The sequence below is a fragment of the Pseudomonas gregormendelii genome, from assembly GCF_017114825.1.
In the GTDB taxonomy this organism is placed as follows: domain Bacteria; phylum Pseudomonadota; class Gammaproteobacteria; order Pseudomonadales; family Pseudomonadaceae; genus Aquipseudomonas; species Aquipseudomonas gregormendelii.
Genome location: NZ_JADEVO010000015.1, coordinates 36,803 through 63,461 on the forward strand (window position 1 = coordinate 36,803; position 26,659 = coordinate 63,461).

General features: G+C 60.8%; 24 protein-coding genes. 9 read left to right on the forward strand and 15 right to left on the reverse strand.

Annotated features, from left to right (window positions below; all coding sequences use genetic code 11):
- Positions 1 to 131: 131 nt before the first annotated feature.
- Positions 132 to 2,966, reverse strand: coding sequence for an excinuclease ABC subunit UvrA (uvrA, locus tag IMW75_RS12545; protein WP_045057471.1), 2,835 nt, complete (start codon positions 2,964 to 2,966; stop codon positions 132 to 134).
- A 191-nt stretch (positions 2,967 to 3,157) separates the two neighbouring features.
- Here uvrA and IMW75_RS12550 point away from each other — a divergent pair, with 191 nt between their 5' ends.
- Positions 3,158 to 4,555 carry an MFS transporter gene (locus tag IMW75_RS12550; protein ID WP_045057472.1) on the forward strand — a complete coding sequence of 466 codons (1,398 nt, stop codon included), beginning with the start codon at positions 3,158 to 3,160 and terminating at the stop codon, positions 4,553 to 4,555.
- 9 nt (positions 4,556 to 4,564) lie between these two features.
- Positions 4,565 to 5,098: a single-stranded DNA-binding protein gene (locus IMW75_RS12555; RefSeq protein ID WP_045057473.1), complete on the forward strand. Its 534-nt coding sequence runs from the start codon at positions 4,565 to 4,567 to the stop codon at positions 5,096 to 5,098.
- 78 nt (positions 5,099 to 5,176) lie between these two features.
- Here the strand turns inward: IMW75_RS12555 and IMW75_RS12560 are convergent, their stop codons facing one another.
- Together IMW75_RS12560 and IMW75_RS12565 are read right to left on the reverse strand one after the other, a co-directional pair.
- A complete protein-coding gene (locus IMW75_RS12560; RefSeq protein WP_205892764.1) occupies positions 5,177 to 7,381 on the reverse strand; it encodes an OsmC domain/YcaO domain-containing protein in 2,205 nt (734 codons plus the stop codon).
- Between the two features lie 135 nt (positions 7,382 to 7,516).
- Positions 7,517 to 8,071, reverse strand: coding sequence for a cysteine hydrolase family protein (locus IMW75_RS12565; protein ID WP_045057475.1), 555 nt, complete (start codon positions 8,069 to 8,071; stop codon positions 7,517 to 7,519).
- Positions 8,072 to 8,172: 101 nt separating this feature from the next.
- Here IMW75_RS12565 and IMW75_RS12570 point away from each other — a divergent pair, with 101 nt between their 5' ends.
- From IMW75_RS12570 to IMW75_RS12580, 3 genes are all read left to right on the forward strand, one after another.
- Entirely contained in the window at positions 8,173 to 9,159 is a 987-nt protein-coding gene (locus IMW75_RS12570) for a GlxA family transcriptional regulator (protein WP_205892765.1), read from the forward strand.
- 129 nt (positions 9,160 to 9,288) lie between these two features.
- Positions 9,289 to 10,398, forward strand: a complete 1,110-nt coding sequence (locus IMW75_RS12575; protein ID WP_205892766.1) for a DUF3182 family protein — start codon at positions 9,289 to 9,291, stop codon at positions 10,396 to 10,398.
- Positions 10,388 to 11,146: an alpha/beta hydrolase family protein gene (locus IMW75_RS12580; RefSeq protein WP_045057478.1), complete on the forward strand. Its 759-nt coding sequence runs from the start codon at positions 10,388 to 10,390 to the stop codon at positions 11,144 to 11,146. Before IMW75_RS12575 ends, IMW75_RS12580 begins: the two co-directional genes overlap by 11 nt.
- A 67-nt stretch (positions 11,147 to 11,213) precedes the next feature.
- On the opposite strand, the gene IMW75_RS12585 is transcribed toward IMW75_RS12580, so the two are convergent.
- From IMW75_RS12585 to IMW75_RS12600, 4 genes are read right to left on the reverse strand one after another with little or no spacing between them, the layout of a single operon-like run.
- The gene (locus IMW75_RS12585) at positions 11,214 to 12,200 is read right to left on the reverse strand and encodes a lysylphosphatidylglycerol synthase domain-containing protein (protein WP_045057479.1); all 987 of its coding nucleotides are present in this window, start codon (positions 12,198 to 12,200) and stop codon (positions 11,214 to 11,216) included.
- The gene (gene clsB, locus IMW75_RS12590) at positions 12,187 to 13,479 is read right to left on the reverse strand and encodes a cardiolipin synthase ClsB (protein ID WP_205892767.1); all 1,293 of its coding nucleotides are present in this window, start codon (positions 13,477 to 13,479) and stop codon (positions 12,187 to 12,189) included. Before clsB ends, IMW75_RS12585 begins: the two co-directional genes overlap by 14 nt.
- Complete coding sequence (locus IMW75_RS12595; protein ID WP_205892768.1) at positions 13,476 to 14,270, reverse strand: endonuclease/exonuclease/phosphatase family protein; 795 nt, start codon at positions 14,268 to 14,270, stop codon at positions 13,476 to 13,478. Before IMW75_RS12595 ends, clsB begins: the two co-directional genes overlap by 4 nt.
- A complete protein-coding gene (locus IMW75_RS12600; protein ID WP_205892769.1) occupies positions 14,267 to 15,193 on the reverse strand; it encodes a DUF72 domain-containing protein in 927 nt (308 codons plus the stop codon). Before IMW75_RS12600 ends, IMW75_RS12595 begins: the two co-directional genes overlap by 4 nt.
- 231 nt (positions 15,194 to 15,424) lie before the next feature.
- Here IMW75_RS12600 and IMW75_RS12605 point away from each other — a divergent pair, with 231 nt between their 5' ends.
- From IMW75_RS12605 to IMW75_RS12615, 3 genes are all read left to right on the forward strand, one after another.
- Positions 15,425 to 17,548, forward strand: coding sequence for a mechanosensitive ion channel family protein (locus IMW75_RS12605; protein ID WP_205892770.1), 2,124 nt, complete (start codon positions 15,425 to 15,427; stop codon positions 17,546 to 17,548).
- Positions 17,549 to 17,789: 241 nt separating this feature from the next.
- On the forward strand, positions 17,790 to 18,674 hold the full coding sequence (locus IMW75_RS12610) for a sugar nucleotide-binding protein (protein ID WP_122838858.1): 885 nt from the start codon (positions 17,790 to 17,792) through the stop codon (positions 18,672 to 18,674).
- Positions 18,667 to 19,596: an NAD-dependent epimerase/dehydratase family protein gene (locus IMW75_RS12615; protein ID WP_205892771.1), complete on the forward strand. Its 930-nt coding sequence runs from the start codon at positions 18,667 to 18,669 to the stop codon at positions 19,594 to 19,596. Before IMW75_RS12610 ends, IMW75_RS12615 begins: the two co-directional genes overlap by 8 nt.
- A 98-nt stretch (positions 19,597 to 19,694) precedes the next feature.
- Here IMW75_RS12615 and IMW75_RS12620 read toward each other — a convergent pair whose 3' ends face one another.
- The 5 genes from IMW75_RS12620 to IMW75_RS12640 all read right to left on the reverse strand — a co-directional run bounded on the left by IMW75_RS12620 (position 19,695) and on the right by IMW75_RS12640 (position 23,890).
- Complete coding sequence (locus IMW75_RS12620; RefSeq protein WP_045057486.1) at positions 19,695 to 20,393, reverse strand: OmpW/AlkL family protein; 699 nt, start codon at positions 20,391 to 20,393, stop codon at positions 19,695 to 19,697.
- A 247-nt stretch (positions 20,394 to 20,640) separates the two neighbouring features.
- The gene (locus IMW75_RS12625) at positions 20,641 to 21,159 is read right to left on the reverse strand and encodes a DUF3299 domain-containing protein (RefSeq protein WP_045057487.1); all 519 of its coding nucleotides are present in this window, start codon (positions 21,157 to 21,159) and stop codon (positions 20,641 to 20,643) included.
- Between the two features lie 11 nt (positions 21,160 to 21,170).
- Positions 21,171 to 22,436: an ABC transporter permease gene (locus IMW75_RS12630; protein WP_205892772.1), complete on the reverse strand. Its 1,266-nt coding sequence runs from the start codon at positions 22,434 to 22,436 to the stop codon at positions 21,171 to 21,173.
- A gap of 1 nt (position 22,437) precedes the next feature.
- A complete protein-coding gene (locus tag IMW75_RS12635; protein ID WP_045057489.1) occupies positions 22,438 to 23,148 on the reverse strand; it encodes an ABC transporter ATP-binding protein in 711 nt (236 codons plus the stop codon).
- Positions 23,149 to 23,287: 139 nt separating this feature from the next.
- Positions 23,288 to 23,890, reverse strand: a complete 603-nt coding sequence (locus IMW75_RS12640) for a DUF2796 domain-containing protein (RefSeq protein ID WP_205892773.1) — start codon at positions 23,888 to 23,890, stop codon at positions 23,288 to 23,290.
- A 129-nt stretch (positions 23,891 to 24,019) separates the two neighbouring features.
- On the opposite strand from IMW75_RS12640, the gene IMW75_RS12645 reads away from it, so the two are divergent.
- The gene (locus IMW75_RS12645) at positions 24,020 to 24,364 is read left to right on the forward strand and encodes a hypothetical protein (RefSeq protein ID WP_205892774.1); all 345 of its coding nucleotides are present in this window, start codon (positions 24,020 to 24,022) and stop codon (positions 24,362 to 24,364) included.
- 95 nt (positions 24,365 to 24,459) lie between these two features.
- On the opposite strand, the gene trxA is transcribed toward IMW75_RS12645, so the two are convergent.
- The 3 genes from trxA to IMW75_RS12660 form a co-directional block, all read right to left on the reverse strand.
- On the reverse strand, positions 24,460 to 25,332 hold the full coding sequence (gene trxA / locus IMW75_RS12650) for a thioredoxin (RefSeq protein ID WP_205892775.1): 873 nt from the start codon (positions 25,330 to 25,332) through the stop codon (positions 24,460 to 24,462).
- Between the two features lie 169 nt (positions 25,333 to 25,501).
- Positions 25,502 to 26,161, reverse strand: a complete 660-nt coding sequence (locus IMW75_RS12655) for a class I SAM-dependent methyltransferase (RefSeq protein WP_205892776.1) — start codon at positions 26,159 to 26,161, stop codon at positions 25,502 to 25,504.
- Entirely contained in the window at positions 26,158 to 26,622 is a 465-nt protein-coding gene (locus tag IMW75_RS12660; RefSeq protein WP_045057533.1) for a YbaY family lipoprotein, read from the reverse strand. The genes IMW75_RS12655 and IMW75_RS12660 overlap by 4 nt, the downstream gene beginning before the upstream one ends.
- Positions 26,623 to 26,659 lie beyond the last annotated feature (37 nt).

The following is a 26,659-nucleotide window of genomic DNA, read 5'->3' on the forward strand; positions in this document are numbered from 1 at the left end:
CCAAAAGATCGCAGCCTTCGGCAGCGCCTACAGGTGCGCGCATTCCCACGTAGGAGCTGCCGAAGCCTATAGAAGATACAAAAAAGCCCCTGTCACCGACAAAGTGACAGGGGCTTTTTCATGGGCGCAGATCAGTCCCGGTCGCGAGCCAGCAACGGCTTGAGATAAAAACCGGTGTGAGACTGCTTCATCTCGGACACTTCTTCGGGTGTGCCCACTGCAATGATCTGCCCACCCTTGGAACCACCCTCCGGGCCAAGATCCACCAGCCAGTCAGCTGTCTTGATCACATCCAGATTGTGCTCGATCACTACCACGGTATTGCCGTGGTCGCGCAGACGGTGCAATACATCGAGCAGTTGCTGGATATCCGCGAAGTGCAAGCCGGTGGTCGGCTCATCGAGGATGTACAGGGTCTTGCCCGTGTCACGTTTCGACAGCTCGCGGGACAGTTTGACCCGCTGGGCTTCACCGCCGGACAAGGTAGTCGCCGACTGTCCGAGCTTGATGTAGGACAAGCCCACGTCCATCAGGGTCTGAAGCTTGCGCGCCAGAGCCGGAACCGCATCGAAGAATACCCGGGCTTCCTCGATGGTCATCTCGAGGGTTTCGTGAATGTTCTTGCCCTTGTACTTGATCTCCAGGGTTTCGCGGTTGTAGCGCTTGCTCTTGCAGACGTCGCACGGCACGTAGATGTCCGGCAGGAAGTGCATCTCTACCTTGATCAGGCCATCACCCTGGCACGCTTCGCAGCGGCCGCCCTTTACGTTGAAGGAGAAGCGACCCGGGCCGTAACCACGGGAACGGGACTCCGGTACGCCGGCAAACAATTCGCGAATCGGCGTGAACAGCCCGGTGTAGGTCGCCGGGTTGGAGCGCGGCGTACGACCGATCGGGCTCTGGTCGATGTCGACAACCTTGTCCAGATGCTCCAGCCCCTTGATGCTGTCGTGTGCGGCAGCTTCGAGTGTGGTTGCGCCGTTCAGCGCAGTGGCGCTCAGGGGAAACAGGGTGTTGTTGATCAGCGTCGACTTGCCCGAGCCGGACACGCCGGTCACACAGGTCAACAGGCCGATCGGAATCTCCAGGTCGACATTGCGCAGGTTATTGCCGCGAGCGCCCTTGAGAGACAACGACAGCTTCTTGTTGCGTGGGGTGCGCTTGGCGGGCACCGCGATCTTCACGCGTCCGGACAAATACTTGCCGGTCAATGAATCCGGGTGGGCCATGACCTCGGCGGGCGTGCCCTCGGCAACAATATGTCCACCGTGTACCCCGGCGCCTGGGCCGATATCCACTACGTAATCCGCCAGGCGGATCGCATCTTCATCATGCTCGACCACGATCACCGTGTTACCGATGTCGCGCAGGTGCTTGAGGGTGCCCAGCAGACGGTCGTTGTCACGCTGATGCAGACCGATTGAAGGCTCGTCGAGGATGTACAGCACGCCCACCAGGCCGGCGCCAATCTGGCTGGCCAGGCGGATTCGCTGGGCTTCACCGCCGGACAAGGTGTCAGCACTACGGTCCAGCGAGAGGTAGTCGAGACCCACGTTAACCAGGAACTGCAGGCGCTCGCGGATTTCCTTGAGGATTTTGTCGGCAATTTCACCGCGACGACCGGTGAGCTTCAGCCCACCGAAATATTCACAGGCGTCGCCAATCGGCAGGTTGGTCACTGCCGGCAGCGTCTTCTCGCCCACCCAGACGTGCCGCGCTTCGCGACGCAGGCGGGTGCCGCGGCAGTCCGGGCAAGGCTGGGTACTCAGGAACTTGGCCAGTTCTTCGCGCACCGACGCCGACTCTGTTTCGCGATAGCGACGTTCCAGGTTAGGCACGATGCCTTCGAATGGGTGCGAGCGTTTGACGATATCGCCACGGTCGTTCAGGTATTTGAAGTCGACGTTCTGCGAGCCACTGCCATGCAGAATGAATTTCTGCTGATCGGCGGGCAATTCGTTGAACGGGACTTCAAGGCTGAATTTGTAATGCGAGGCCAACGACCCGAGCATCTGGAAGTAATAGACGTTGCGCCGATCCCAGCCGCGTATGGCGCCCTCTGCGAGTGTCAGCTCGCCATTGACCAGTCGCTTGATATCGAAAAACTGTTTCACCCCCAGGCCGTCGCAGGTGGGGCAAGCGCCAGCCGGGTTGTTGAAAGAAAACAGCTTGGGCTCAAGCTCGCTGATCGCATGGCCGCAGATCGGGCAGGCGAAGCGCGCGGAGAAGATGATCTCTTCACCAGGCTCGTCGTCCATCGGCGCTACCAGCGCAATGCCGTCGGCCAGTTTCAAGGCGGTCTCGAAAGACTCGGCCAGGCGCTGTTGCAGATCGGCGCGAACCTTGAAGCGGTCGACCACGACATCAATCGAATGCTTTTTCTGCTTGTCCAGCTTCGGCAGTTCATCCAGCTCGCACAGCCGGCCGTTCACCCGGGCGCGCACGAAGCCCTGGGCGCGCAGTTCTTCGAAGACCGACAGGTGTTCGCCTTTGCGCTCGCGAATGACCGGGGCCAGCAGCATCAGCTTGCTGCCCTCCGGTTGAGCGAGGACCAGGTCGACCATCTGGCTGACGGTTTGCGCTTCCAGCGGGATATCGTGGTCCGGGCAGCGCGGGATACCAACGCGGGCGTACAGCAGGCGCAGGTAATCGTAGATTTCGGTGATGGTGCCGACGGTCGAGCGCGGGTTGTGCGACGTCGACTTCTGCTCGATGGAAATCGCTGGCGACAAGCCTTCAATGGTGTCGACGTCAGGTTTTTCCATCATCGACAGGAACTGTCGCGCATAGGCCGACAGCGATTCGACGTAGCGGCGCTGGCCCTCGGCGTACAGGGTGTCAAAAGCCAGGGAAGACTTGCCGGATCCGGACAGGCCGGTGATGACGATCAGTTTGTCCCGTGGCAGGGTCAGGTCGATGTTCTTCAGGTTGTGGGTTCGGGCCCCACGAATCAGGATCTTGTCCAAAGTGGCCTCGCTTGGCGGGCGTCGAAAACGTAGGAGTATACGGCCAAATACTGGATGGATGCACACTATCAAACGAGCGGGTTATTCTCTTACATGAAGAGTCTGTCAGGTGAGCGCGGCAAAGCGTCGCGATATACCCTGTCAATCGATGGGACTGGTAGAATCGCCGCCGGTTCACATGAGGTTTTTCCATGCACGATCCCCACAGCGAACGCATGAGTGGCAGTGAGACCCGCGCAGCAAGCGGTCTGGCCCTGGTGTTCGCCTTCCGTATGCTTGGCATGTTCATGGTGTTGCCCGTGTTGGCGACCTATGGCATGGACCTGGCTGGCGCCACCCCGGCCCTCATCGGACTGGCGATTGGCGCTTACGGCCTGACCCAGGCGCTCTTCCAGATTCCGTTCGGCTTCATTTCCGATCGCATCGGCCGTCGCCCGGTGATCTACCTGGGGCTGATCATCTTTGCCCTGGGTAGCGTATTGGCCGCCAATGCCGATTCGATCTGGGGGGTGATTGCCGGGCGAATCCTGCAGGGTGCAGGCGCGATTTCCGCTGCGGTGATGGCACTGCTGTCCGACCTGACCCGCGAGCAGCACCGCACGAAAGCCATGGCCATGATCGGCATGACCATCGGTTTGTCATTCGCCGTCGCAATGGTCGTGGGCCCTCTGCTGACACGCGCCTTCGGCCTGTCCGGGTTGTTCCTGGCCACTGGCGCCATGGCGCTGCTTGGCATCGTCATCGTGATGTTCATGGTGCCCCGTGCCACCGGTCCGCTGCAGCATCGAGAATCCGGTGTGGCCCGCCAGGCGCTGCTGCCAACGCTCAAGCATCCGGACCTGTTGCGCCTTGACCTGGGCATTTTTGTGTTGCACGCCATGTTGATGTCCAGCTTCGTTGCCTTGCCCCTGGCACTGGTCGAAAAAGCCGGCCTGCCCAAGGAGCAGCACTGGTGGGTTTACCTCACTGCGCTGCTGATTTCCTTCTTCGCCATGATCCCGTTCATTATCTACGGCGAGAAGAAACGCAAAATGAAACGAGTTTTATTGGGCGCGGTGCTGACGCTGATGCTCACTGAGCTATTCTTCTGGCAGTTCGGCGATAGCTTGCGGGCTCTGGTAATCGGCACGGTGGTGTTCTTCACCGCGTTCAATCTGCTGGAAGCTTCGTTGCCATCGCTGATCAGCAAGGTTTCACCGGCAGGCGGCAAGGGCACGGCCATGGGGGTTTATTCCACCAGTCAGTTCCTCGGTTCGGCGTTGGGCGGGATCATGGGCGGGTGGATGTTCCAGCATGGCGGTTTGTCGGCTGTGTTCCTTGGATGCGCCGGGCTGGCTGCCCTCTGGTTGGCCTTTGCTGTTACCATGCGCGAACCACCCTACGTGACGAGCCTGCGCTTGCCGCTGTCGCCCGAGGCGATCCGCGAAGCGGGTCTGGTCGAGCGCCTGATGGCCGTCGTAGGGGTAACAGACGCAGTCGTGGTTGCTGATGAAGCAGCCATTTACATCAAATTGGACACCGAACTATTGGATCGCACCACCCTCGAGCGCCTGGTGAACAACCCGGCCCCGACAGCGTGCGAAGCCTAGGAGAACGTTATGGCCCGTGGGGTTAACAAAGTCATATTGGTCGGCACTTGCGGCCAGGATCCCGAAGTTCGCTACCTGCCTAACGGTAACGCCGTGACTAACCTGAGTCTGGCGACCAGCGAACAGTGGACCGACAAGCAAACCGGTCAGAAGGTCGAGAAGACCGAATGGCACCGTGTATCGATGTTCGGCAAGGTTGCCGAGATCGCCGGCGAATACCTGCGTAAGGGTTCGCAGGTGTACATCGAAGGCAAGCTGCAGACCCGCGAGTGGGAAAAAGACGGTATCAAGCGTTACACCACTGAAATCGTGGTCGACATGCAAGGCACCATGCAGCTGCTGGGCGGCCGTCCACAACAGGGCGACCAGCAAGGCGGGGGCAACAACTACCAGCAGTCCGCCCCGGCTCCACGCCAGCAGGCTCCACGTCCGCAATCGGCACCGCAACAGTCTGCACCGCAGCAGTCGCGTCCAGCCCCTCAGCAGGCCGCTGCGCAGCCAGCTCCGGATTTCGACAGCTTTGATGACGATATCCCGTTCTGATCCGCAGCTTGTTCAGAACCGCAAAACAAAAAAAGCGAAGCCATATGGCTTCGCTTTTTTGTGGGCGCCGTTAAAAGGTTAACGGGACAGAGCAGTCACATTGGCCCGCGCCGAGTGCAGTTTCTTGTAGCTGTCGATCAGCCGCAGGTGCCGGTCCAGCCCCTCCAGCTTCATGCTGGTCGGCGTCAAGCCATGGAAGCGCACGCTGCCGTCCACCGAACCAATCGCCGCATCCGTTCGCTCGTCGCCAAACATCCGGCGGAAATTAGCCTCGTAGTCTTCCAGTTCCAGGTCTTCGTCGAGTTTCATTTCCAGCACGACGTTGACTGCCTGATAGAACAGGCCACGTTCAACGGTGTTGTCGTTGTACTGCAGGAACATTTCCACGGCCTCTTTCGCCTCTTCATATTGCTGCAGGGCGAGATAAATCAGCAGCTTCAACTCCAGGATCGTCAACTGACCCCAAGCGGTGTTGTCATCAAATTCGATGCCGATCAACGAAGTGATGTCGGTGTAGTCGTCCAGCTCACTTTCCACCAGGCGCTCAACCAGTGCCTGCAGTTCCTCGTCGTCCAGGCGATGCAGGTTGAGGATGTCGGCGCGGAAGAACAGCGCCTTGTTGGTGTTGTCCCAGATCAGGTCGTCCGCCGGATAGATTTCCGAGTAGTCCGGCACCAGGATGCGGCACGCCTTGGCGCCGATATGCTCGTAGACCGCCATGTACACCTGCTTGCCCATGCCGTCGAGAATGCCGAACAAGGTTTCGGCTTCTTCGGCATTCGAGTTTTCGCCCTGGCCGGAGAAGTCCCACTCGACGAATTCGTAATCCGATTTGGAACTGAAGAAGCGCCACGACACCACGCCGCTCGAGTCGATGAAGTGTTCGACGAAGTTATTCGGCTCGGTGACCGCGTGCCCTTCAAAAGTCGGCTGGGGCAAGTCGTTGAGGCCTTCGAAGCTGCGACCCTGGAGCAATTCGGTCAGGCTGCGTTCCAGTGCCACTTCCAGGCTTGGGTGGGCGCCGAACGAGGCGAACACGCCGCCGGTGCGCGGGTTCATCAGGGTCACGCACATCACCGGGAATTCACCTCCCAGGGACGCATCCTTGACCAATACGGGGAACCCTTGCTCCTCCAGGGCCTGAATACCGGCCAGGATACCCGGGTACTTCGCCAGCACGTCGGCCGGCACATCAGGCAAGGCAAATTCGCCTTCGATGATTTCGCGTTTGACCGCGCGCTCGAAGATCTCCGACAGGCATTGCACCTGGGCTTCGGCCAGGGTGTTGCCGGCACTCATGCCGTTGCTCAGGAACAGGTTCTCAATCAGGTTGGAAGGGAAGTACACCACTTCACCGTCCGAACGCCGCACGTAAGGCAGCGAGCAGATGCCACGTTCTTCATTGCCCGAGTTGGTATCGATCAGATGGGAGCCGCGCAGCTCGCAGTCGCGGTTGTAAATCTTCAGGCAGTATTCGTCGAGAATTTCAGTCGGCAGCGCGTCTTTGCGGCCAGGCTTGAACCAGCGCTCGTCCGGGTAGTGCACAAACGCGGCGTTGGCGATGTCTTCGCCCCAGAACTGATCGTTGTAGAAGAAGTTGCAGTTGAGTCGCTCGATAAACTCGCCCAGCGCCGACGCCAGCGCGCCTTCCTTGGTCGCACCCTTGCCGTTGGTAAAGCACATTGGCGAGTGCGCATCGCGGATATGCAGCGACCACACATTGGGCACGATATTGCGCCACGAGGCGATTTCGATTTTCATGCCAAGCTTCGCCAGAATGGCCGACATGTTGGCGATGGTTTGCTCCAGCGGCAGGTCCTTGCCGGCAATATAAGTGCTTGCCTGGGCGTTGGAAGCCGGCATCAGCAGCGCCTGGGCATCGGCGTCGAGGTTGTCCACTTCCTCGATCACAAACTCAGGGCCGGCCTGCACCACTTTTTTCACGGTGCAACGGTCGATGGACCGCAGGATGCCCTGGCGGTCTTTGTCGGAAATGTCGGCGGGCAGTTCGACCTGGATCTTGAAGATCTGGTTGTAACGGTTTTCCGGGTCGACAATGTTGTTCTGTGACAGCCGGATGTTGTCGGTAGGGATATTGCGGGTGCTGCAGTACAACTTTACGAAGTACGCCGCGCACAGCGCCGACGAAGCCAGGAAGTAGTCGAACGGGCCCGGTGCCGAGCCATCGCCCTTGTAGCGGATAGGTTGATCGGCCACCACCGTGAAGTCATCGAACTTGGCTTCAAGTCGAAGGTTGTCGAGAAAGTTGACCTTGATTTCCATGGGGGTTACCAGAATAGCGGGCTAGTCGATTTGGCCGCCATTATCCGGCATTTCAACGGTAAGTCTCCCCCGTCGGGCTGTTTTAGCCGGCAAAGCAAGGGCCGGCCGGAGGATTCGGCCTGGCTCTTTTCAAGGTCAGCGGCTGGCTGCGAGGAATTCGTCAGTCGAGATTACGCTGGCGTAAGCAAAGCCCAAGGCCGACATGAACGCGGCGTGAACCTGGGCGGCTGGCACTGTGACGCCGTTGAACTCCAGGTCGCGTGAGGCGCAAGCGTCGTGAATCACGGTAACGGTGTAGCCGAAGTCGGCAGCGGCGCGGGTAATGCCGTCGATGCACATGTGGCTCATGCTGCCGACCACGACCAGTTCCTTGATACCTTGTTCGTCGAGGATCGACTGCAGTTCGGTTTCACGGAACGAGTTGACGAAGTGCTTGAGCACCACCGGTTCATCGGCGCGGTTCAGAACCTTGGGGTGCAATTTCGCGCCGTCGGAGCCTGGAGTGAAGAAGGGCGCTTCGTCGGAAGTGAACTCATGGCGAATATGCACCACCGAGTCACCGGCATCGCGAAAGGCCTTGAGCAGTCGTACGGCGTTGTCGGCAGCAGCGTCGGCGCCGACCAGCGGCCACTTGCCCTGGGGAAAGTAGTCGTTTTGGATATCGACTACGATCAGTGCTTGCTTGGCCATGACTGTTTCCTCTTGAAGTGTTTGGGTGTGCAATGGAGTATCGGGTGTGGCAGGCATTCCGAGGATTGGCCGCACCGACAATAGAAGGGGGAAAACTGACAATGAGTCTGCAAAGGACCGTCGCCGAGCTGGGCGTGCTGATCTATCCAGGCGCACAGATGGCAGCGGTACATGGCTTGACGGATCTGTTCGGGGTGGCCAACCGCATTGCTGCCGAACATCAGGCTGCACAACTGCCGCTGTTGCGGGTCAGTCATTGGCAAGTGACCGGCGATCTGCCCCCGACCCGGGTATACGACAGCCATCCCGCACCTGAACAATCCCTGGTGGCGATCTTGATCCCGCCGTCGATTGCCGGTTTTACCGAGGGCCAGGCCCCGCCGTCGTTGTTCCACTGGTTGCGTGAGCAACACGCCAGTGGTGCGACCCTGGGTGGCGTTTGCGTGGGTTCGATTCTGCTGGCCGAGAGCGGTTTGCTCGACGGCCGCAGCGCCACCACACACTGGACCTCGGCCAAGGGTTTCGCCGAGCGCTATCCTGCGATCAAGCTCAAGGCCGAGACGCCGATTGTCGATGATGGCGACCTGATTACCACGGCCGGGTTGATGGCCTGGTCAGAGCTGGGCCTGCGGCTCGTCGACCGCCTGCTCGGGCCGAGCATCGCTACCGGCACCGCACGTTTTCTGGTGGTCGAGCACAGCGACAGTGCCAGCGAGTGCGGCAGCAACTTCTCACCTATTCTCAGTCATGGCGACGCGGCGATCCTCAAGGTTCAGCATTGGCTGCAAAGCACAGGCGCGACCGAGGTATCCCTGAGCGTAATGGCGCAACGCGCGGGCCTGGAAGAACGCACTTTCCTGCGTCGTTTTCGTGCCGCTACCGGGCTCAAACCGACCGAGTACTGCCAGCATCTGCGAGTCGGCAAGGCGCGGGAAATGCTTGAATTCACCAACGGCACGATCGATCACATTGCCTGGACGGTGGGGTATCAAGACCCGAGTGCGTTCCGGGCCACGTTCAGGAAAATTACCGGCCTGGCGCCGAGTGATTACCGCAGTCGCTTCGGCGTCGGCGCTGGCCAGAGTTGAACGCTCGAACAGGGGGAATGTCGGAGTGATTAACCGCAAGATTCACTGGCGGCATCCAGCAGGTGGCACCCGGCTTGATCAGAAGCCCTGACCTGCGACATCCACCAAACGCAGATTGAAGGGGGATGCATGACCCCAACAAACCGCAAGAAACTGGTCGTCGCGCACTCCGTGCGGGCCCAGGCACCTCAGCATGAGGTGGAGACCAACCGCGCGCTGGCTCGTTGGCTGGCGCAGATTCTCGGGCTCAAATTTGGTGGCAGTTACGACGCGAGCGTACACGGCGGTCGCGAGCTGTATCTATTGCCAACCCAGACGCTGGTAGGCGTGGCGGCCGCTCGGGAACTGGGGGTTAGGGGACCGGAAGATTTGTGGGGCGGCTATGTCGACCACGATTTCATCTGCACCAAGGCCATCAGCCATGGCTTATTCAGTCGCGATGCCTGTGCGCCTGAAGGCTGGTCACCGTTGTTTTCCGAGCGGGTGCGTAACGTGGTGCTGGACGGTCTGAGCGTCTTTTCCCTGGAAGACGCCCGTCCCGCAGCGGAGCATCTGTTGCAAAGCGGCCCGATCCGGTTAAAACCGGTGCACGCCTGCGCCGGTCGTGGCCAGGAGGTCGTCAAAACCCTCCAGCAATTCGACACCATTCTCGCCAGACCCGATGCCCAGTCCTTGTTCAGCGAGGGTGTGGTACTGGAGCAGGATCTGCAAAACGTCATCACCCACAGCGTCGGCCAGAGCTTCATCGGCGACCAGGTGCTCAGCTACTGCGGTGATCAGTACCTGACCGAGGATGCTCACGGCGAGCAGGTCTACGGCGGTTCAAACCTGCTGGTCGTCCGGGGTTACTACGAAGACCTGCTCGAGTTGCCGTTGGCAGAAGATGTGCGGCTGGCGATTCGCCAGGCCCAGGTGTTCGATAGCGCCGCCGACGAGGCCTACCCCGGTTTCTACGCTTCGCGGCGCAATTACGATATCGCCCAAGGCCTGGACAGCGGAGGGCAGGTGCGCAGCGGGGTGCTGGAGCAGTCCTGGCGCATGGGCGGCGCCAGCAGCGCTGAGGTAGCGGCCCTGCAGTCCTTCGTCAACGATCCGGGGATGCGCGCGATACGGGTGTCGTCGGTGGAAACCTACGTTGATCAGCCGTTGCCGGCGGACGCTATCGAGGTGTACCGCGGACCCGCGGAAAACAGTGACTTTCTTCTCAAGTACGTAACGGTCAAATCCTATGACGGCTAGAAGCGAAACCATTCAGATCGACATCGACGATGAACAGATGAGCGGGACTTTCCTGAGCCCCAAGTCGAAAGTGCCAGGCGTGCTGTTTGTGCACGGCTGGGGCGGTAGCCAGGAGCGCGACCTGGAACGGGCCATGGGCATTGCCGGGTTGGGTTGCGTGTGCCTGACCTTTGATTTGCGGGGGCACACCGGCGGCACTGGCATTCCTCTGACCCGGGTCACCCGTGAGGACAATTTGCGCGACTTGCTGGCCGCCTACGACCGGCTGCTGGCCCATCCGGCCCTGGATACTTCGGCGATTGCGGTGGTCGGCACCAGTTACGGTGGTTACCTGGCGTCGATCCTGACGTCATTGCGTCCAGTGCGCTGGTTGGCCTTGCGAGTGCCGGCGCTGTATCGCGATGAGCAGTGGCACACGCCCAAGCGCGAGCTGGACAAGACTGATTTACGTGACTATCGCAGCACGCTGATCCGCGCCGACAGTAATCGCGCGCTGCACGCGTGTTCACAGTTCACCGGGGATGTCTTGCTGGTGGAGTCGGAGACTGATGATTTTGTCCCTCATGCGACCATCATGAGTTACCGCGCGGCGTGCCAGCAGACTCACTCGCTGACCCATCGGATCATCGATGGTGCGGACCATGCCTTGAGCGAGCCGGTGTCGCAGCAGGCGTACACCTCGATCCTGGTGGACTGGATTACCGAGATGGTGGTGGGCGAACGGCTGAGTATCATTCAATCGAAGTGAGAGGTGTGGCGTTCTTGAAACCATCGCGAGCAGGCTCGCGATGGCGTCATCTGTTTCACCAAATGGCTCAACCCGGCTTCTTGGCTATCCGCAGCGACTTGGCCTTGGCTTCCACCACCAGGTACATCACCAGCGTAATCAGCAGCGGCAAAATAAAGTAGATCGCCCGATACGCCAGCAACCCCGCCACCAGGCTGCCACGCGAAGCTTCATGCTGCAGCAGCGCGACAAACACCGCCTCCAGCACCCCAAGACCGGCAGGTATGTGGGTAATCACCCCGGCGATGGCGCTGATCAGCAGTACACCCAGCACCAGTGGATAATCCAGCTTGCTCGGGAGCAAGGTGAAAATCACGGCGGCCATCAGCGACCAGTTCAGCGCGCCCAATGCCAGTTGCAAGACCGCCATGCGCAGCGACGGTAGATTGATTTCCACTCCGCGAATCGACCACTCGCGACGTTTGGAAAACTGACACGCCGCCAGATACCCTGCGCTCACCAGCAACAGCAGCACCCCGACGCCTTGCAGGGCCGTGCTGCTCAGCTTCCAGCCCGGCGGCATGCGCACCAGTCCACTGCTGAACACCGCACCGGCAATCACCATATAGCCGAACCAGTTGGTCGCCAGGCTGAGGCCGAGGATCTTGGCGATGTTCGCCTTGCTCACGCCCAGGCGCGAATACAGGCGATAGCGCATGGCGATGCCGCCGACCCAGGCGCTGAGATTGAGGTTAAACGCATAGCTGATGATGCCCACCGGAAGGATCTGTTTCCAGGTCAGGTCCTGGCGTATGTAGGTGCGACCAATCAAGTCGAAACAGGCGTATACCAGAAAGCTCACCAGCGTCAGCCCTGAAGCAATGATCAAAGTGCGTACTTTGAAGTCCGCCAGGGTGTCGAATACTTCATTCCATTCGATGCGGCGGGCGAGCATCGTGAACAGCACGATCAGCGCCAGGAAAAACAGCATCGTCAGTGGCCGTTTCCAGCGACTCCAGCGGGATTTTCCCGGGCTCTCGGCGTGCGGCGCCGACTGTGTTTCAGCGCTGCTCATGGCGATCACTCCCGGTCGAATGGGTAAACAGTTTCAGGCGCGGCTTATGGGCCGGTAACCAACCGGCCCATGCAGGGAAGTGGCGCAGAAAGTGGAACACCAGAAAGCCCACGGTCATGTGCCAAATCCGCCCGCGTGGAGATTTCTCTACGGACATGGCCTTGCAGTGATTGTTGCTCAGGTCTTCAAGGCGCTCGAACAGTTGGCGATTGAAGGTGCGATCGCGAATCAGCACATTGGCTTCAAGATTCATCGACAGGCTCAGCGGGTCCAGGTTGCTCGAACCAACGGTGCTCCAGTCCTCATCCACCAGCGCCACTTTGCCGTGCAGCGGGCGTTGGCAGTACTCGTGAATCTGCACGCCGGACTTGAGCAGGTAGTCGTACGTCATGCGTGCAGCCAGCTTGGCGACCAGCATGTCCGGCTGGCCTTGCAGGATCAGTTTGACTTCCACGCCCCGGCGGGCCGCATTGCGGATCTCGCGCAGCAGGCGATAGCCCGGGAAGAAATAGGCGTTGGCGATCACCACCCGGCGCTGGGCACTGCGCAGCACCTGCCGATAGACCTCTTCAATATCGGTGCGATGGTCACCGTTATCGCGATACACCAGGCGCACCTGGCCATCGTGGTCGGTGAACGCCAGTTCCGAGCGCCGCTGCCGACGACGCTGCCACCAGTACTTGGCGCGGCCAGGGCGACCACTTTGCAGCAGGGCAAAGTGATGGATATCCGCCACTGCCGGCCCCTGGATCTCCACGGAATAATCCTGCTTGGCCTCAGGGCCGAAATCGAGCAGGTGATCGCCGGAAAAGTTGATGCCGCCGATAAATGCAATCGTGCCGTCCACCACCACAATCTTGCGGTGCAACCGGCGGAACCAGTTGGTGCGTACGCCAAGGCGCTTGGGGGCCGGGTCGAATATCTGCAGGTGCACACCGGCTTCGCTCAGCGCCGTGAGATAGCCCGTGCTGAGTTCGCCGCAGCCAAAACCATCGAGGCTGGCAGTGACGCGCACCCCGCGTCTGGCGGCGTCGACCAGCACTTCCTGCAATTCGTTACCGACCTTGTCTTCAAAGACGATGAACGTTTCCAGGAGGATTTCCGTCTTGGCCTGGCGCATCGCCTCGAACACCCTGGGGAAATATTCCTCACCGTTTTCCAGCAGTTCCACACGATTATTGCCTTGCCAGCCGTACTCGACATCAACGGCTGCAGGCTCGCGCACCGGGGGGACGGAAACGCTGTCCAGCGTGGTTTTATCCATCGACGGGATACTCATAGCTCGATCTCCACCGATAGCGGTGCGTGGTCGGAAAGATGGGACCAGGGCCGTGCAGCCAATACCTGCGGACGGCTGGCCTTGAGGTTGCGGACATAAATGCGGTCAAGGCGCAGGACCGGCAGGCGAGCCGGAAAGCTGCGCGCGGGCTTGCCATGATGCTCGGCGAACACTTCGCGCAAACCGCACGGCTTGAGCAGCCCATCGGCGCGCTGGCGCCAGTCATTGAAATCGCCGGCGACTATCACCGGCGCATCCTTGGGCAGCTCTTCCAGACGCCGGGCCAGCAGGCCCAGTTGTTCGTTGCGGTGGGCCTCGTGCAGGCCCAGGTGGACGCAGATCGCATGCACCTCCGGACCGTCGCCCGGCAGGCGTAGCACGCAGTGCAAAATTCCGCGGTTTTCATGGCCGCTGATGGACACGTCGAGATTGTCATGGCGGATGATCTGGAATTTCGACAGCAGCGCATTACCGTGATCGCCCGCGGGGTAGACCGCGTTGCGGCCATAGGCAAATTGTGGCCACAGGCTGTCGGCGAGGAATTCGTACTGCGGCATCGTCGGCCAGTTGTCGTAGCGCTGGGGATGTCGCTCGTGGGTGCCGTGGACTTCCTGCAAAAACACCACGTCGGCGGACACGGCGCGCACCGCTTCGCGTAACTCGGGCAGGATGAAACGCCGGTTGAGCGCGGTGAAACCCTTGTGAGTGTTCACCGTCAGCACGGTGAAACGCCGCACGGCCGCGAGGGGTTGCAATTGTTCTGGTGCCTCGGGCTGTTCAGACATGCTCATGACAGCACTCCTTCGGCTGCGGGCTCGCCGGGGGTAGTGGCCAGACGGTCTGCAAGATGGAAGCGCTCCAGCAGCCTACGCGCATCAAACGGCGCGCGAACCTTGATGTCGTTATCGAAATAGCAGAACACTTCACGGGACTTGCGCGGCTGGGGTTTGAGCCGCGGAGCGATCAGCTGTGGATCCGCAGGTTGCTGCCCATGGTTCCAGGCATCGATCCGGTCGCCCCAGCGTTTCAGCGCCTGGGCCGTGTAGCCGCTGGCATACAGTTCTTCGGCCCCGTGCAGGCGCAAGTAGACAAAATTGCTGGTGATGTCTTCGCGATAGGGCCATTTTCCCGCCGTGTCGGCGATCACCAGTGCCACGTTGTAGCGCTTGAGCAAGCGCACGAACGCCGGGTCGACGAAACTATCGTTACGGATTTCCACGGCATGGCGCAGCGGTCGTTTCCTGTAGGCCTTGATACTGGCATGCCCCGGTACATGGGAATCGTGCTGGCGGGCGAGGGCGGCGGCCTGCTGGGTGTTGTGGGGAAGCTGTTCGAGAAAGCTTTCGAACAATTCGGCATCGAATTTGAAGTTGGGCGGGAATTGCCAGAGGACCGGCCCCAGCTTTTCCTTGAGTTCCAGCACCCCGGAGGCGAAGAAATTGGCCAGGGGCTTATGCACGTCGCGCAAGCGTTTGACGTGGGTGATGAACCGTGGGGCTTTGACGCTGAAGACGAAATCCGCCGGGGTTTGGGCGTACCACTCGGCATACCGCTGCGGACGTTGCAACGCGTAGAACGATCCATTGATTTCGATGCTGTTGACCGCCCTCGACGCGAACTGCAATTCGCGTTTCTGGGTCAACCCCTTTGGGTAGAAATCCCCCCTCCAGGGCAAGTAGCGCCAGCCTGAAATACCAATATGAATCCCCGCCATGTCGCCTCCCGTCTTGTGGTCCTCGGTTTACCCCGTTCCATTGCTGACTGCGGGGCGATAGAGAAAGTTTCGAGCGGGCTACGGACGGTATCTCCCGTGGATAAGCGGCGAGGAGAGGGTTTTGCCAGTTATTGATGGGGCACTGCTGCCGCTATCTCGCGGCCAAAACCGAACTTGCACGGGATTTGTCGATCAGTTCCTCACAGATGCGTTTTCGAGGAGCTCCGCGTTTTGCTCAAGTTCAGGACCGCGATACTACTGGGGGCGTTGCTGATTTTTGCCAGCAACGCATTACAAGCCGCCGCGTTGCCGGGCCTTCCAGCCGCTGCCGAAGAGCCGGCCACGCCGGAGCCGCTGGTGCAGGGCGGTTTGCTCGGTGCCATCAGTTCCAGCATCGATAACGTGCAGGACAAACTCGACCTCAACGAAGACCTGGTGGACGCCTGGCGTTTGCGAGCTGATCGGGCAGCGGACGAAGTCGACAAGCTGGTCAACCAGCCCTCGGCGCGCTCGCCCATGAGCATCGTGGGTGACTTCCTGTTGTTGTCCGGGGTCTGGCTGGGCGCCTTTGCCTTGCTCACGGTGCTCGGTGGCCTGCTGGCCAAGCGGCTGAACCAGGGTCGCTGGCTGGGTACCCGCCAGCGCAGTCAGGACCTGCTCAGCTACGTATTGCCCTACACATTGCCCGCGATTATGTGTCTGCCGCTGACGCTGTCCATCAGCCATTTCCTGCCAGCCTCGGTAGGCCGGGCGTTGGCGCTGTGCTTTGCCTACGCCACCAGCAGCGGGATATTTTCCACTTCGATGCTGCTGTGTGTGATCGTCATGTTCAACACCGGGCACAAGCGTGCGGCGGTGCAGATCATCCGCGACTACTGTCCCAAGCCTCTATTCCTGATCGGCTTCCTCGCCGCGCTGAGTGACGCACTGACCAGCCCGCAGATCGCCCGGCAACTGGGCGGCAATATCACCAGCAGCATCGCGGTGTTCACCGGGCTGTTTGCGTCGATCATCTTTGGCTTGCTGGTGATCCGCCTGCGTCGTCCGGTGGCTCACCTGATTCGCAACCGACCCCTGGCGCAACGGCTCAAGCAGCCATCGCTGCAGGAGTCCCTGCGAATTTTCTCCGGACTCTGGTACTGGCCGATCCTGCTGATGGTCATGGTGTCAGCGATCAATTTGATCGGGGTGGGGGAGGATAATCAGAAAGCCCTGCGCTGTGCGTTGTTCACCACCATCCTGCTGATCGCCACGGTATTTCTCAGCACGGTATTCCAGCACCTGTTCAAGTCGCGAAAAGCCGAGGCGCTGCAGCGCAGCAGCGCTTACAAGGAGCGTTTTCTCTGCCTGCTGCACGCACTGGTGCGGATTGTGATGGCAGTGGCTTTTATCGAGATTCTGGGCCGGATCTGGGGAGTTTCGCTGTTCGAATTTGCCGAACGCAACTCGATCGGGCGGGCGATCAGCGACTCGCTGAGCCGCATCGGCCTGATCTTCCTGGTGACCTGGCTGTTCTGGGTGGTGCTCGACACGGCCATTCAGGAGGCCCTGAAGCCGCCCGTCAACAAGCGCTCATCGGCGCGTCAGCCCAGCACCCGGGTGAAAACCATCCTGCCGCTGCTGCGCAATGCGATGAAGATCATCCTGGTGGTGATCTGCGCGATTACTACCATGGCCAACCTGGGGATCAACGTGGCGCCACTGCTTGCCGGTGCCGGGGTGGTCGGTCTGGCGATCGGTTTCGGCTCCCAGCAGCTGGTGCAAGACGTGATCACGGGCCTGTTCATTATTATCGAAGACACGCTATCGATCGGCGACTGGGTGGTGCTCGACTCGGGCCACGCCGGCACTGTCGAGGGCCTGACCATTCGCACCTTGCGCCTGCGCGATGGCAAAGGCTTCGTGCACTCGGTGCCGTTCGGCCAGATCAAGGCGGTTACCAATCAATCTCGGCAGTTCGCCTATGCGTTTTTCTCGGTGCAGTTCACGTATGACACCGATGTTGATAAGGCCATCGAGCTGATCCGCGAGGCCGGGGAGTCGATCCGCGAAGATGCGTTCCTCAAGTACAACCTGCAGGGGCCGCTTGACGTGTTTGGTGTCGACAAGATGGACCTCAATGGCGTGGTGCTGACCGCACAGTTCCGCACGGTATCGGGTGGGCAATATGCGGTGAGCCGGGCGTTCAACCAACGCTTGAAAAAGCTTGTGGATAACAGCCCTTGGGTGCATTTCGCGCAGACTTATCCACAGCAGGTTTTGTTGCCCAAGCGGCAGGGTGACGAGGTTCTGGAGGATGGGCAGGCTCCACAGCATGGGGCTGTTTTGCTGCCGGATCCGCCGCGTTCGCAGTGATTTTCGGTGTGGGTCACACCGCTATCGCGAGCAGAAAATTTGTAACCCACGATCAACCCTGTGGGAGCGGGCTTGCCCGCGAAGGGGCCATCGGCAACAGCACAATCCACGCAAATACACTTTACGGGTGACGGTTGCGTACTAAACCCGCAAAATGCAACGATTCCGGCAATTATCAATGGCATCACCCTGGGTGCTGTCTAACAGCCATCGTTCCAATCAGACTGGGCCTGCTGACTCTATGCGAATGCGCCTTATGTTACTGGGCGGCGGAAATGCCCTTGGGCAGGCGCTGATTCGCCTCGGTGCGGAGGAAGACATCGGCTTCCTCGCCCCCCGCCCGCCGCAAGACGGCTGGGATGCCGCGAGCCTGACGCAATTGCTCGACGACACCCGCCCGGACGCGCTGATCAACCTTGCGTACTACTTCGACTGGTTCCAGGCCGAGGCGGTCAGCGAGCAGCGTCTGGCCGGGCAGGAGCGCGCAGTCGAGCGCCTGGCCGAATTGTGCCAGCACCACAATATCGTCCTGCTGCAACCGTCGAGCTATCGGGTGTTCGACGGTTCCCGCGCGACGGCCTACAGCGAAAAAGACGAGCCGGTGCCCTTGGGCCTGCGTGGTCAGGCCCTGTGGCGCATCGAGCAAAGCGTGCGGGCCACTTGCCCGCAGCATGTGCTGCTGCGCTTCGGCTGGCTGCTCGATGACAGCGCCGATGGCGCCCTGGGGCGTTTCCTGGCTCGTGCCGAGCAGCCAGAAGAACTGCTGATGGCTGATGATCGCCGAGGCAATCCGACGCCGGTCGACGATGCCGCCCGGGTGATTATTTCGGTGCTCAAGCAACTTGATTGTGCAGCGCCGCTGTGGGGCACCTACCATTACGCAGGGCATGAGGCCACTACGCCGCTGGCACTGGGGCAGGCTATCCTGACCGAAGCGCGCAACCTGCACCCGCTGGCCATCGAAGCACCGACCGCCCAGGCTCACGCCGCGCGCCCTGACGCTGCCGACGAGCCGCAGCATGCAGTGCTGGCCTGCAAGAAAATTCTGCACACGTTCGGGATCAAGCCGCGTGCCTGGCGCGCGGCACTCCCGAGCCTACTGGACAGGTTCTATCGCCATGGCTGACGGCCCAGTTCTCATCACCGGCGGTGCCGGTTTCATCGGCTCGCACCTGACCGATGCCTTGCTCGCCAAGGGCCATTCGGTGCGCATTCTCGACGACCTGTCCACCGGCAAGCGCAGCAACCTGCCGCTGGACAATCCCAAGGTTGAGCTGATTCTCGGTGATGTCGCCGATGCAGCGCTGGTGGCGCGCACGATGGTCGGCTGCAGCGCCGTGGCACACCTGGCGGCGGTCGCTTCGGTCCAGGCGTCGGTGGATGATCCGGTCAGAACCCACCAGAGCAATTTCGTAGCTTCGTTGAATGTGTGCGAAGCCATGCGCCAGGCCGGAGTCAAACGCGTGTTGTTTGCCTCCAGCGCGGCGGTCTACGGCAACAACGGTGAAGGCGAGTCGATCGACGAAGAAACGCCCAAATCGCCGTTGACGCCCTATGCCTCGGACAAACTGGCCAGCGAGCACTATTTTGACTTCTACCGGCGACAGCATGGCCTGGAACCGGTGGTCTTCCGTTTCTTCAACATCTACGGCCCGCGCCAGGATCCGTCCTCGCCGTACTCCGGGGTGATCAGCATCTTCAGCGAGCGGGCGCAGAAAGGCTTGCCGATCACCGTGTTTGGCGATGGCGAGCAGACTCGGGATTTTGTTTACGTTGAAGACCTCGTCGACCTGCTGGTGCAGGCCATCGAGAAGCCGCAGGTCGAGGTGGGCGCGATCAATGTTGGCTGGAACCAGGCGACTACACTCAAGCAGATGCTGCAGGCGCTGGAAGTGGTGGTGGGTCAGTTGCCGCCGGTGAGCTACGCACCGGCGCGCTCCGGAGATATTCGTCATTCACGGGCGAACAATCGACGGCTGCTGGAGCGGTTTACCTACCCGGAGCAGACGCCGATGAGCGTGGGGTTGGCGCGGTTGTTGGGGCGCTGAGTCCTGCTGCAATGAAAAAGGCGCCTTCAAAGAGGGCGCCTTTTTCGTTTCTGGACGGGTGTTGACCTTGCTCGCGACAGCGTTCCGACCCAAGCGGTTTAGAACTTGTAACCCAGGCCAACCATGTAGATGAACGGATCCACATCCACGTCGACCTTGGCCCGGGTGCCCGGTGCCACTGCGTTGTTTTCCACGGTGGCGGTGGTGTCGATGTCGATGTAGCGCACCTGCGCGTTGAGCATGATGTTGTCGGTGATCATGTAGTCGGCACCCACCTGGAACGCCATGCCCCAGGAGTTTTCCGCCTTGAAGTTGCTGAAACCGTTGGCGCTGGCTTCACTGCCCACGTGTTCGTCGTAGATCCAGGTGTAGTTGATGCCGGCACCCACATACGGCTGGAATAGCGACTTGTGATCCAGCGGGTAGTACACCACGCTCAGCGTCGGCGGCAGGTGTTTGAGCGAACCGAGTTTGCCGTTGGCCGCGCCCAGGGCGGTGCCTTTGATCTTCACGTCGTGCTCGAACGGGGAGGCGGCGAGCAATTCGATACCCCAGTGGCTGTCGATCATGTACGCGAAGTTCAAACCCAGCTGCGTGTCGCTGCTCATGGTCGCCTTGCCACCCAGGTCGGCCCCGGCCAGTGGGCCCTGGTCGACCTTGACGCTGGAGCTGTCGGCTGTCGGGTTGACGGTGATAGCGCCAGCGCGAACGATGATATCGCCAGCGTCGTGGGCATGGGCGAGCGGGGCTGCGAGCGCGAGGGCAAACAGCGAAGCGCAGAGCGCGGACTTGTGCATGAGGGCTCCAAAGGACGTTAAAAATTTTCGATGTCCAATGGTAAGGCGGCTAACAATCAGGTCTTTTGATTCAGCTCAATGAAACAGTGAAGGGGTGGTTTTTCGTGGAACCTTTGAAGGCCCCATCGCTGGCAAGCCAGCTCCCACAGTGATCGAGTCGTTCACACTTTTTGTGTCACCGACGAAACCTGTGGGGGCTGGCTTGCCAGCGATGGGGCCCTTACAAACAGCCTAAAATTACCAGGGTCTACTCCGGCAGCTCATACGCATAAATCTTGTCCGCCTCCATCTGATACCCCGCATCCGCCAGTTCGCTGGTCGACGCCTTCACCTGCATCGCACCCTCGATCCAGTAAGGCTGATACAGCTCCTCCAGCTTCACGCCCAACTCGCTTTTCACATGCACGATCTGGTTCGACGGCGGTGGCGGTACGTGGATGCAGGCGCCGAAATACGGCACCAGCAGAAACTCCGTGGTGCGCCCTTCCTCACTCACTTCCAGTGGCACAATGTACCCCGGCAGGCGAATGTTCTGGCCGTCGAGTCCCTGCACCACGGGGGCATTGGGCATGTCCTGCTTCGCCGCTGGTGCCGATTCGGCCGACAGCGCACTGCTCATCTGCGACAGGTCATGCAGCGGCGTCATGTCCGGCACTTCCGGTGCTGCGTCCGGGGGGATCATCTCCGACCAGGTCAGGTCCTTGGGCTGGGCTGCCCACAGCGGCAGGGCGAACAGCATCAACAGCGCGAGCAGGACGCGGGGCATCTTCGACTTCCTCATAAACGGATCGACAGGCCATCGGCAAGGGATTGGCGATACGCACGCCAGGCCGGCACGCTGCCCATCAGTAACGCAGCGCACAGGATGCCACCGAGCAGCGTCCATTCATATTCACTTGGCCACGCCAACGGTAAATACAACCCGTAGTTGGCCTGCACGTAACCCTGGGCGCCTGCGATACACACGTACAACAGGGCCACGCCGGCAATCACCCCGGACAACGCCAGGGCAAACGCCTCCAGCACCAGCAGCGAGGCGATATGCCACGGGCGAGCGCCGACCGAACGCAGAATCGCCATCTCCCGCCGGCGTTCGTTGAGGCTGGTGAGAATCGCCGTGAGCATGCCGATCAACCCGGTCAGTACCACGAACAGCGACACCACGAACAAGGCTTTTTCCGCTGTGCTCATCAGGCTCCACAATTCCTGCAGGGCGACGCCGGGCAGGATGGCAAGCATCGGCTCACCGCGAAATTCATTGATCTCACGCTGCAGGGCGAAGGTGGAAATCTTGCTGTTCAGGCCCAGCATGAAGGCGGTGATCGCCTGCGGCGTCAGGTCCATGTTGCGCGCCTGATCGGCACTGATGCGCCCATTACCCCGGGCCGGCACGCCGTTGTGCCAGTCGACGTGAATCGCTTCCATGCCACCCAGGCTGATGTGCAGCGTGCGGTCCACGGGCGTACCCGTGCGTTTGAGGACGCCGACCACAGTGAATGGTTTGTCGTCGTGCTTGACCAGGCTGATCACCGCGACGCCGTGGGCCAGGACCAGTTTGTCGCCGAGTTTGTAGTGCAGCGCATCGGCCACCTCGGCGCCGAGTACCACTTCGAACGGATCGGTGGCGAATGCGCGACCGTCGGCCAGTTTCAGGTGCTGCTGGCGGCCGTATTGATAGTGCTCGAAGTACGCCTCGGTGGTGCCCATCACCCGGTAACCGCGATGGGAGTCGCCGAGGGACATCGGGATGGCCCACTTCACTTTCGGGTTGTTGGCGAAGTGCTCGAAGCTGTCCCAGCGGATGTTGTTGGTGGCATTGCCGATGCGAAACACCGAGTACAGCAGCAGATTCACCGAACCGGAGCGTGCGCCGACGATGAGGTCGGTGCCACTGATGGTGCTGGCGAAACTGGCCTTGGCTTCGGTACGAACCCGTTCCACGGCCAGCAGCAGGCAGACCGACAAGGCGATGGCGAATGCAGTCAGGATCGCAGTAAAGCGACGATTAGCCAGGCTGGCCATGGCTAGACGAAACAGATACATCTCAAACCTCTTCGGACGTGGCGGCGCGGTTGAGTTCGGCCAGGGACAGATGGCGGTCGAACAGCGGCGCCAGGCTCTGGTCGTGGCTGACGAACAACAGGCTCGATCCGGCTTCGCGGCATTCGGCAAACAGCAGGCGGATGAAGTTTTCCCGGGCGTCGTAGTCCAGCGCCGAAGTCGGCTCGTCGGCGATCACCAGTTCAGGCTGGCCGATCAGCGCTCGGGCGGCGGCTACTCGCTGTTGCTGACCGATGGAAAGGGAGTCGGCGCGTCGGCTCAACAGGTTCTGATCTTTCAGGCCCAAGTGGGCAAGCAGGGTGACGGCAGCCTGGTCGACGCTGCCGTGACGCTGGATTGCCCGTTCGGCGCGCAACCTGGAGAAATGGCAGGGCAACTCGACGTTCTCGCGCACCGAGAGGAATGGCAGCAGGTTGAACTGCTGGAAAATATAGCCGGTGTGATCGACGCGAAACGTGTCGCGCGCACCGGCGGACAGCTCGGTCAGCTCCTGGCCAAGCAGGCGGATGCTGCCGCGATCGGGCTTCTGCACGCCGCCGAGCAGCCCCAGCAGAGTGGTCTTGCCGCTGCCACTGGGCCCCTTGAGAAACAAGCTCTCGCCGGCTTCCAGGCGAAACGCCGGGATGTCGAGCAAGGGCGGATGACCGGGCCAGCTGAAGCCCAGGTTTGACAGTTCGATGAGAGGTTGAGTCATAACACCGGTTTCGTGAGCGTGAATGCCCCCGTAGGAGCTGCCGAGTGCAACGAGGCTGCGATCTTTTGATTTTTCAAAGCAAGATCAAAAGATCGCAGCCTCGTTGCACTCGGCAGCTCCTACAGGACTCGGGGTGGATTCAGAATTTCAGGGCAGCGGCCTTGGCCGTCACTTCAACGCCCTGCTGGCCGCTCGGGCCGATCAGTTGTACCTGAATTTTCTGGGTGGCCGGAAAGGTATTGAAGATATTCGCCAGGTCCAGGGACTTCAGCGCTGCCGGTGTCGAACAGGTGAAGTGGTAATGGGCGTGAATTTCGCTGTGATCGTGGTGATGCTCGCCCTTGGACGTCGCTTCGTGATCATCCTCGGCGTCCGGTTTGTCACCGAACAGCGGGCTTTCCAGCGCTTGACTGGTTGCCACACAGCCGGCAGCGGCTGGCAGGCTGAACAGGGCCAGGGGCTTTTCCAGCGCGGCCCGGGCAGCGGCGACCCTGGCTTTGTCGGCGTCGGTGGTGGCCTGGTGTTCGAAACCCACCAGGTTCATTGCCGGGCTTTGCAGTTCCAACTCCAGCGTCTGACCGTCCAGGGCCGCGTTCAAGCGGCCGACGCCATGCTCATGGGCCTCCAGGCTGCCATGCTCTTCGTTATGTTCATGGTCGTGATCATGTTCATGGGCTTGAGCGGCGTAAGCATCGGCCAGCGGCAACAGGGCGAATGGCAAAGCGAGCAACAGTCGACGCATGGGGACTCTCCGGGCGGAAGGTAACTAAATGTTATGTGATCTTATAACGTATGCAGAGTTTGACTGCCTGCTTGGCGTTGCACAAGTCCCGTGGGAGCATGCGCAGAAGAAAAATGCGGGAGCAGACTCATGTTGCGTATACGCGGAAGCATCGGCGCCTGGCCGGTGGATTTGACATTGGAGATGGACGACGCGGATTGGGCGCGGCTTGGCGCGCAGTTGCAGGTCGCTCCGGTAGACGCCAGCGCTACGCCTGCGGCGAAACCGGTCACCCAGGACGATGCGCTGTGGCAGGTCGCCAAGGATCTGTTGCGCCAGGCCGGGCAGTTGAGCGGGCCGGATTTGCTGGAGCAGCTGGAAGGGCTCACTGGCAGCGCGGCAGCGGGCAAGCGCTTGCTGGTGCGCTTGCGCCATTGTGCGGACGTGAAGGTGGTCAGCGGCGCAGATACGCCGCTTTACAGCTGGGTCGATTGAATATCGCCGCCTCGCTTCGCTCGACAGCTCCTACAAGAAATCTTGTGCACCCGTAGGAGCTGTCGAGTGAAACGAGGCTGCGATCTTGTGCGTCTTCAATAAAGAGCAGCAAACAACTTGCGACGGTACGTGGTCACCAGCGGGTGATCGTTGCCCAGCAGCTCGAAGACTTGCAACAAGGTCTTGTGCGGCAGGCCTTCGTTGTAGCTGCGATTGCGGATGAACAGCTTGAGCAATCCGTCCAGCGCCGCATCGTATTGCTGACGGGCCAATTGCTGGACGGCCAGTTGATAGACGGCCTCGTCGTCCAGAGGGTTCTTCGCCAGGCGCGCCTTCAGGTCTGCGGCATCCGGCAGGTCCTTGGCCTGGCCGAGGAACTGGATCTGCGCCTTGGCACCGGCCAGGGCGGCTTTGTGTTCGTCGCTCTTGACCGAGTCGAGTACCGATTGCGCATCAGCCAGCTCGCCACGTTCAGTCAGGCAGCGGGCGTAGAGAATCAGCGCCTTGGCGTTGGTATTGTCCTCACCCAGCAGCTCCTTGAGCACGGCTTCGGCATCGGCGAAGCGGCTGTCGTCGAACAACGCCTGAGCCTGTTCGAACGGATCGGCGGCGGCCGGCGGTGGCATCTGCACATGCGGCTCGAGCATGGTGCGTACGGCTGACTCCGGCTGCGCGCCGGCAAAGCCGTCCACCGGCTGGCCGTCCTTGAACAGCACCACGGTCGGCAGGCTGCGAATGCCAAAGCGGGCGACGATGTCCTGCTCCAGATCGCAGTTGACCTTGGCCAGCAACAGCTCGCCCTGATAGCTCTCGGCGATGGTCTGCAGCATCGGCATCAGCACTTTGCACGGCGCGCACCATTCGGCCCAGAAATCCACCAGGACGGGTTTGTGGAATGAGTTCTCGATCACCGACTGGTCGAAATCGGCGGTGGTGGCGTCGAAGATGTACGGCGTTTCCTGACTCATGGGGGATCTCGTAAAAGCGTGAATGGGGCCACTATAAGGCTTGGCGGGGGGTGGCCGGAAGCGGGGTGTGACCGGGAGAGTTGTATCGCCTGATCTGACGCTTCGCCAGCAGGCTGGCTCCCACCATGGAATGCGGTCAACTGTGGGAGCCAGCCTGCTGGCGATGGCGTCAGACAGGGCGCAGCGCGTGGTAGAGACTCACATGCCGAAACTCTTCCGGTTCGGCCAGATCCGGCAAGGTCATCGCTTCCAGCATCTCGATGCGCCGATACAACCGATGGCGAAAATCCCTCACCCGCGAATCCGCCACCAGCGCCTCGCGCCCACGACTCAGGAATTCATCGAGTAATGGCAGGTTCGCCCGGTCGTACAGGACGTCGGCCACCAGGATCAGGTCGAACCGGTCTGCTTCGGCGAAGAAATCTGTCGAATAGGCAAGGTGCACATCATTGAGCTCGGCATTCGCCCGGCACGCTGCGATCGCCAGCGGGTCGAGATCGCAGGCCACCACTTCCAGGGCCCCGGCCTTGACCGCAGCAATGCCCGCCACCCCGGAACCGGCACCGAAGTCCAGCACCCGTTTGCCGGCGACCCACTGCGGGTGTTCGGCGAGGTAGCGCGCCACCGCCAGGCCACTGGCCCAGCAGAAACTCCAGTACGGCGGCTCATGCAGGATCCGCCGGGTTTCCTCCGGGCTGAAGGCGCGGTCCATGTTGTCGCCGTCGATCAGCCAGAGCTTTAGCTGTGTTCCGGGCAACGCCACAGGCACCAGCTGCGCATCACCCAGCAATTGCCCCAGCGACTGCTGCAGGTCGAGCGGTGCAATCATGGTGCTTTGATAAATTGCAGCTGACCCATGGCCTGGGTCGTCGGTTGGGTAATGACCTGCGACGGCAGATGCAGAATCAGCTGCCCCGACTGGCTGGCGCGGCCACGCAGTTCAACCCGCTGGCCCGCCGGAAAGGATTCCGGGTTGAACCGCAGGTGGAACGGCAGGACCTGATTGGTACCAATCAGGCTGGAACTGGCGAGCAACTGCTGTGGGCGGTCCTTGTCGTCGATTACCAGCAACGCCAGTTCGACTTCGGCGCCGGCCGGTACGCCTTGCAGCGTGCCGCTCAGTTCGCGCTGGTAAGCGGGCAGTGGACCAAGCTGGGCCGACTCCCGGGCTTTTTTCTGCGCCTGTTGCGGTGCGGGGCCCGGGGTCGGCGGTTGCGGCTTGGGCGCATCAGTGCCGCAGGCCACCAGCAGGCTGAGAAGGCTGAGTAAAACGAGCGGTTTTAGTGGCATTTGCGGCTCCAGCAGGGTGAAATCCATGGATCGTTCG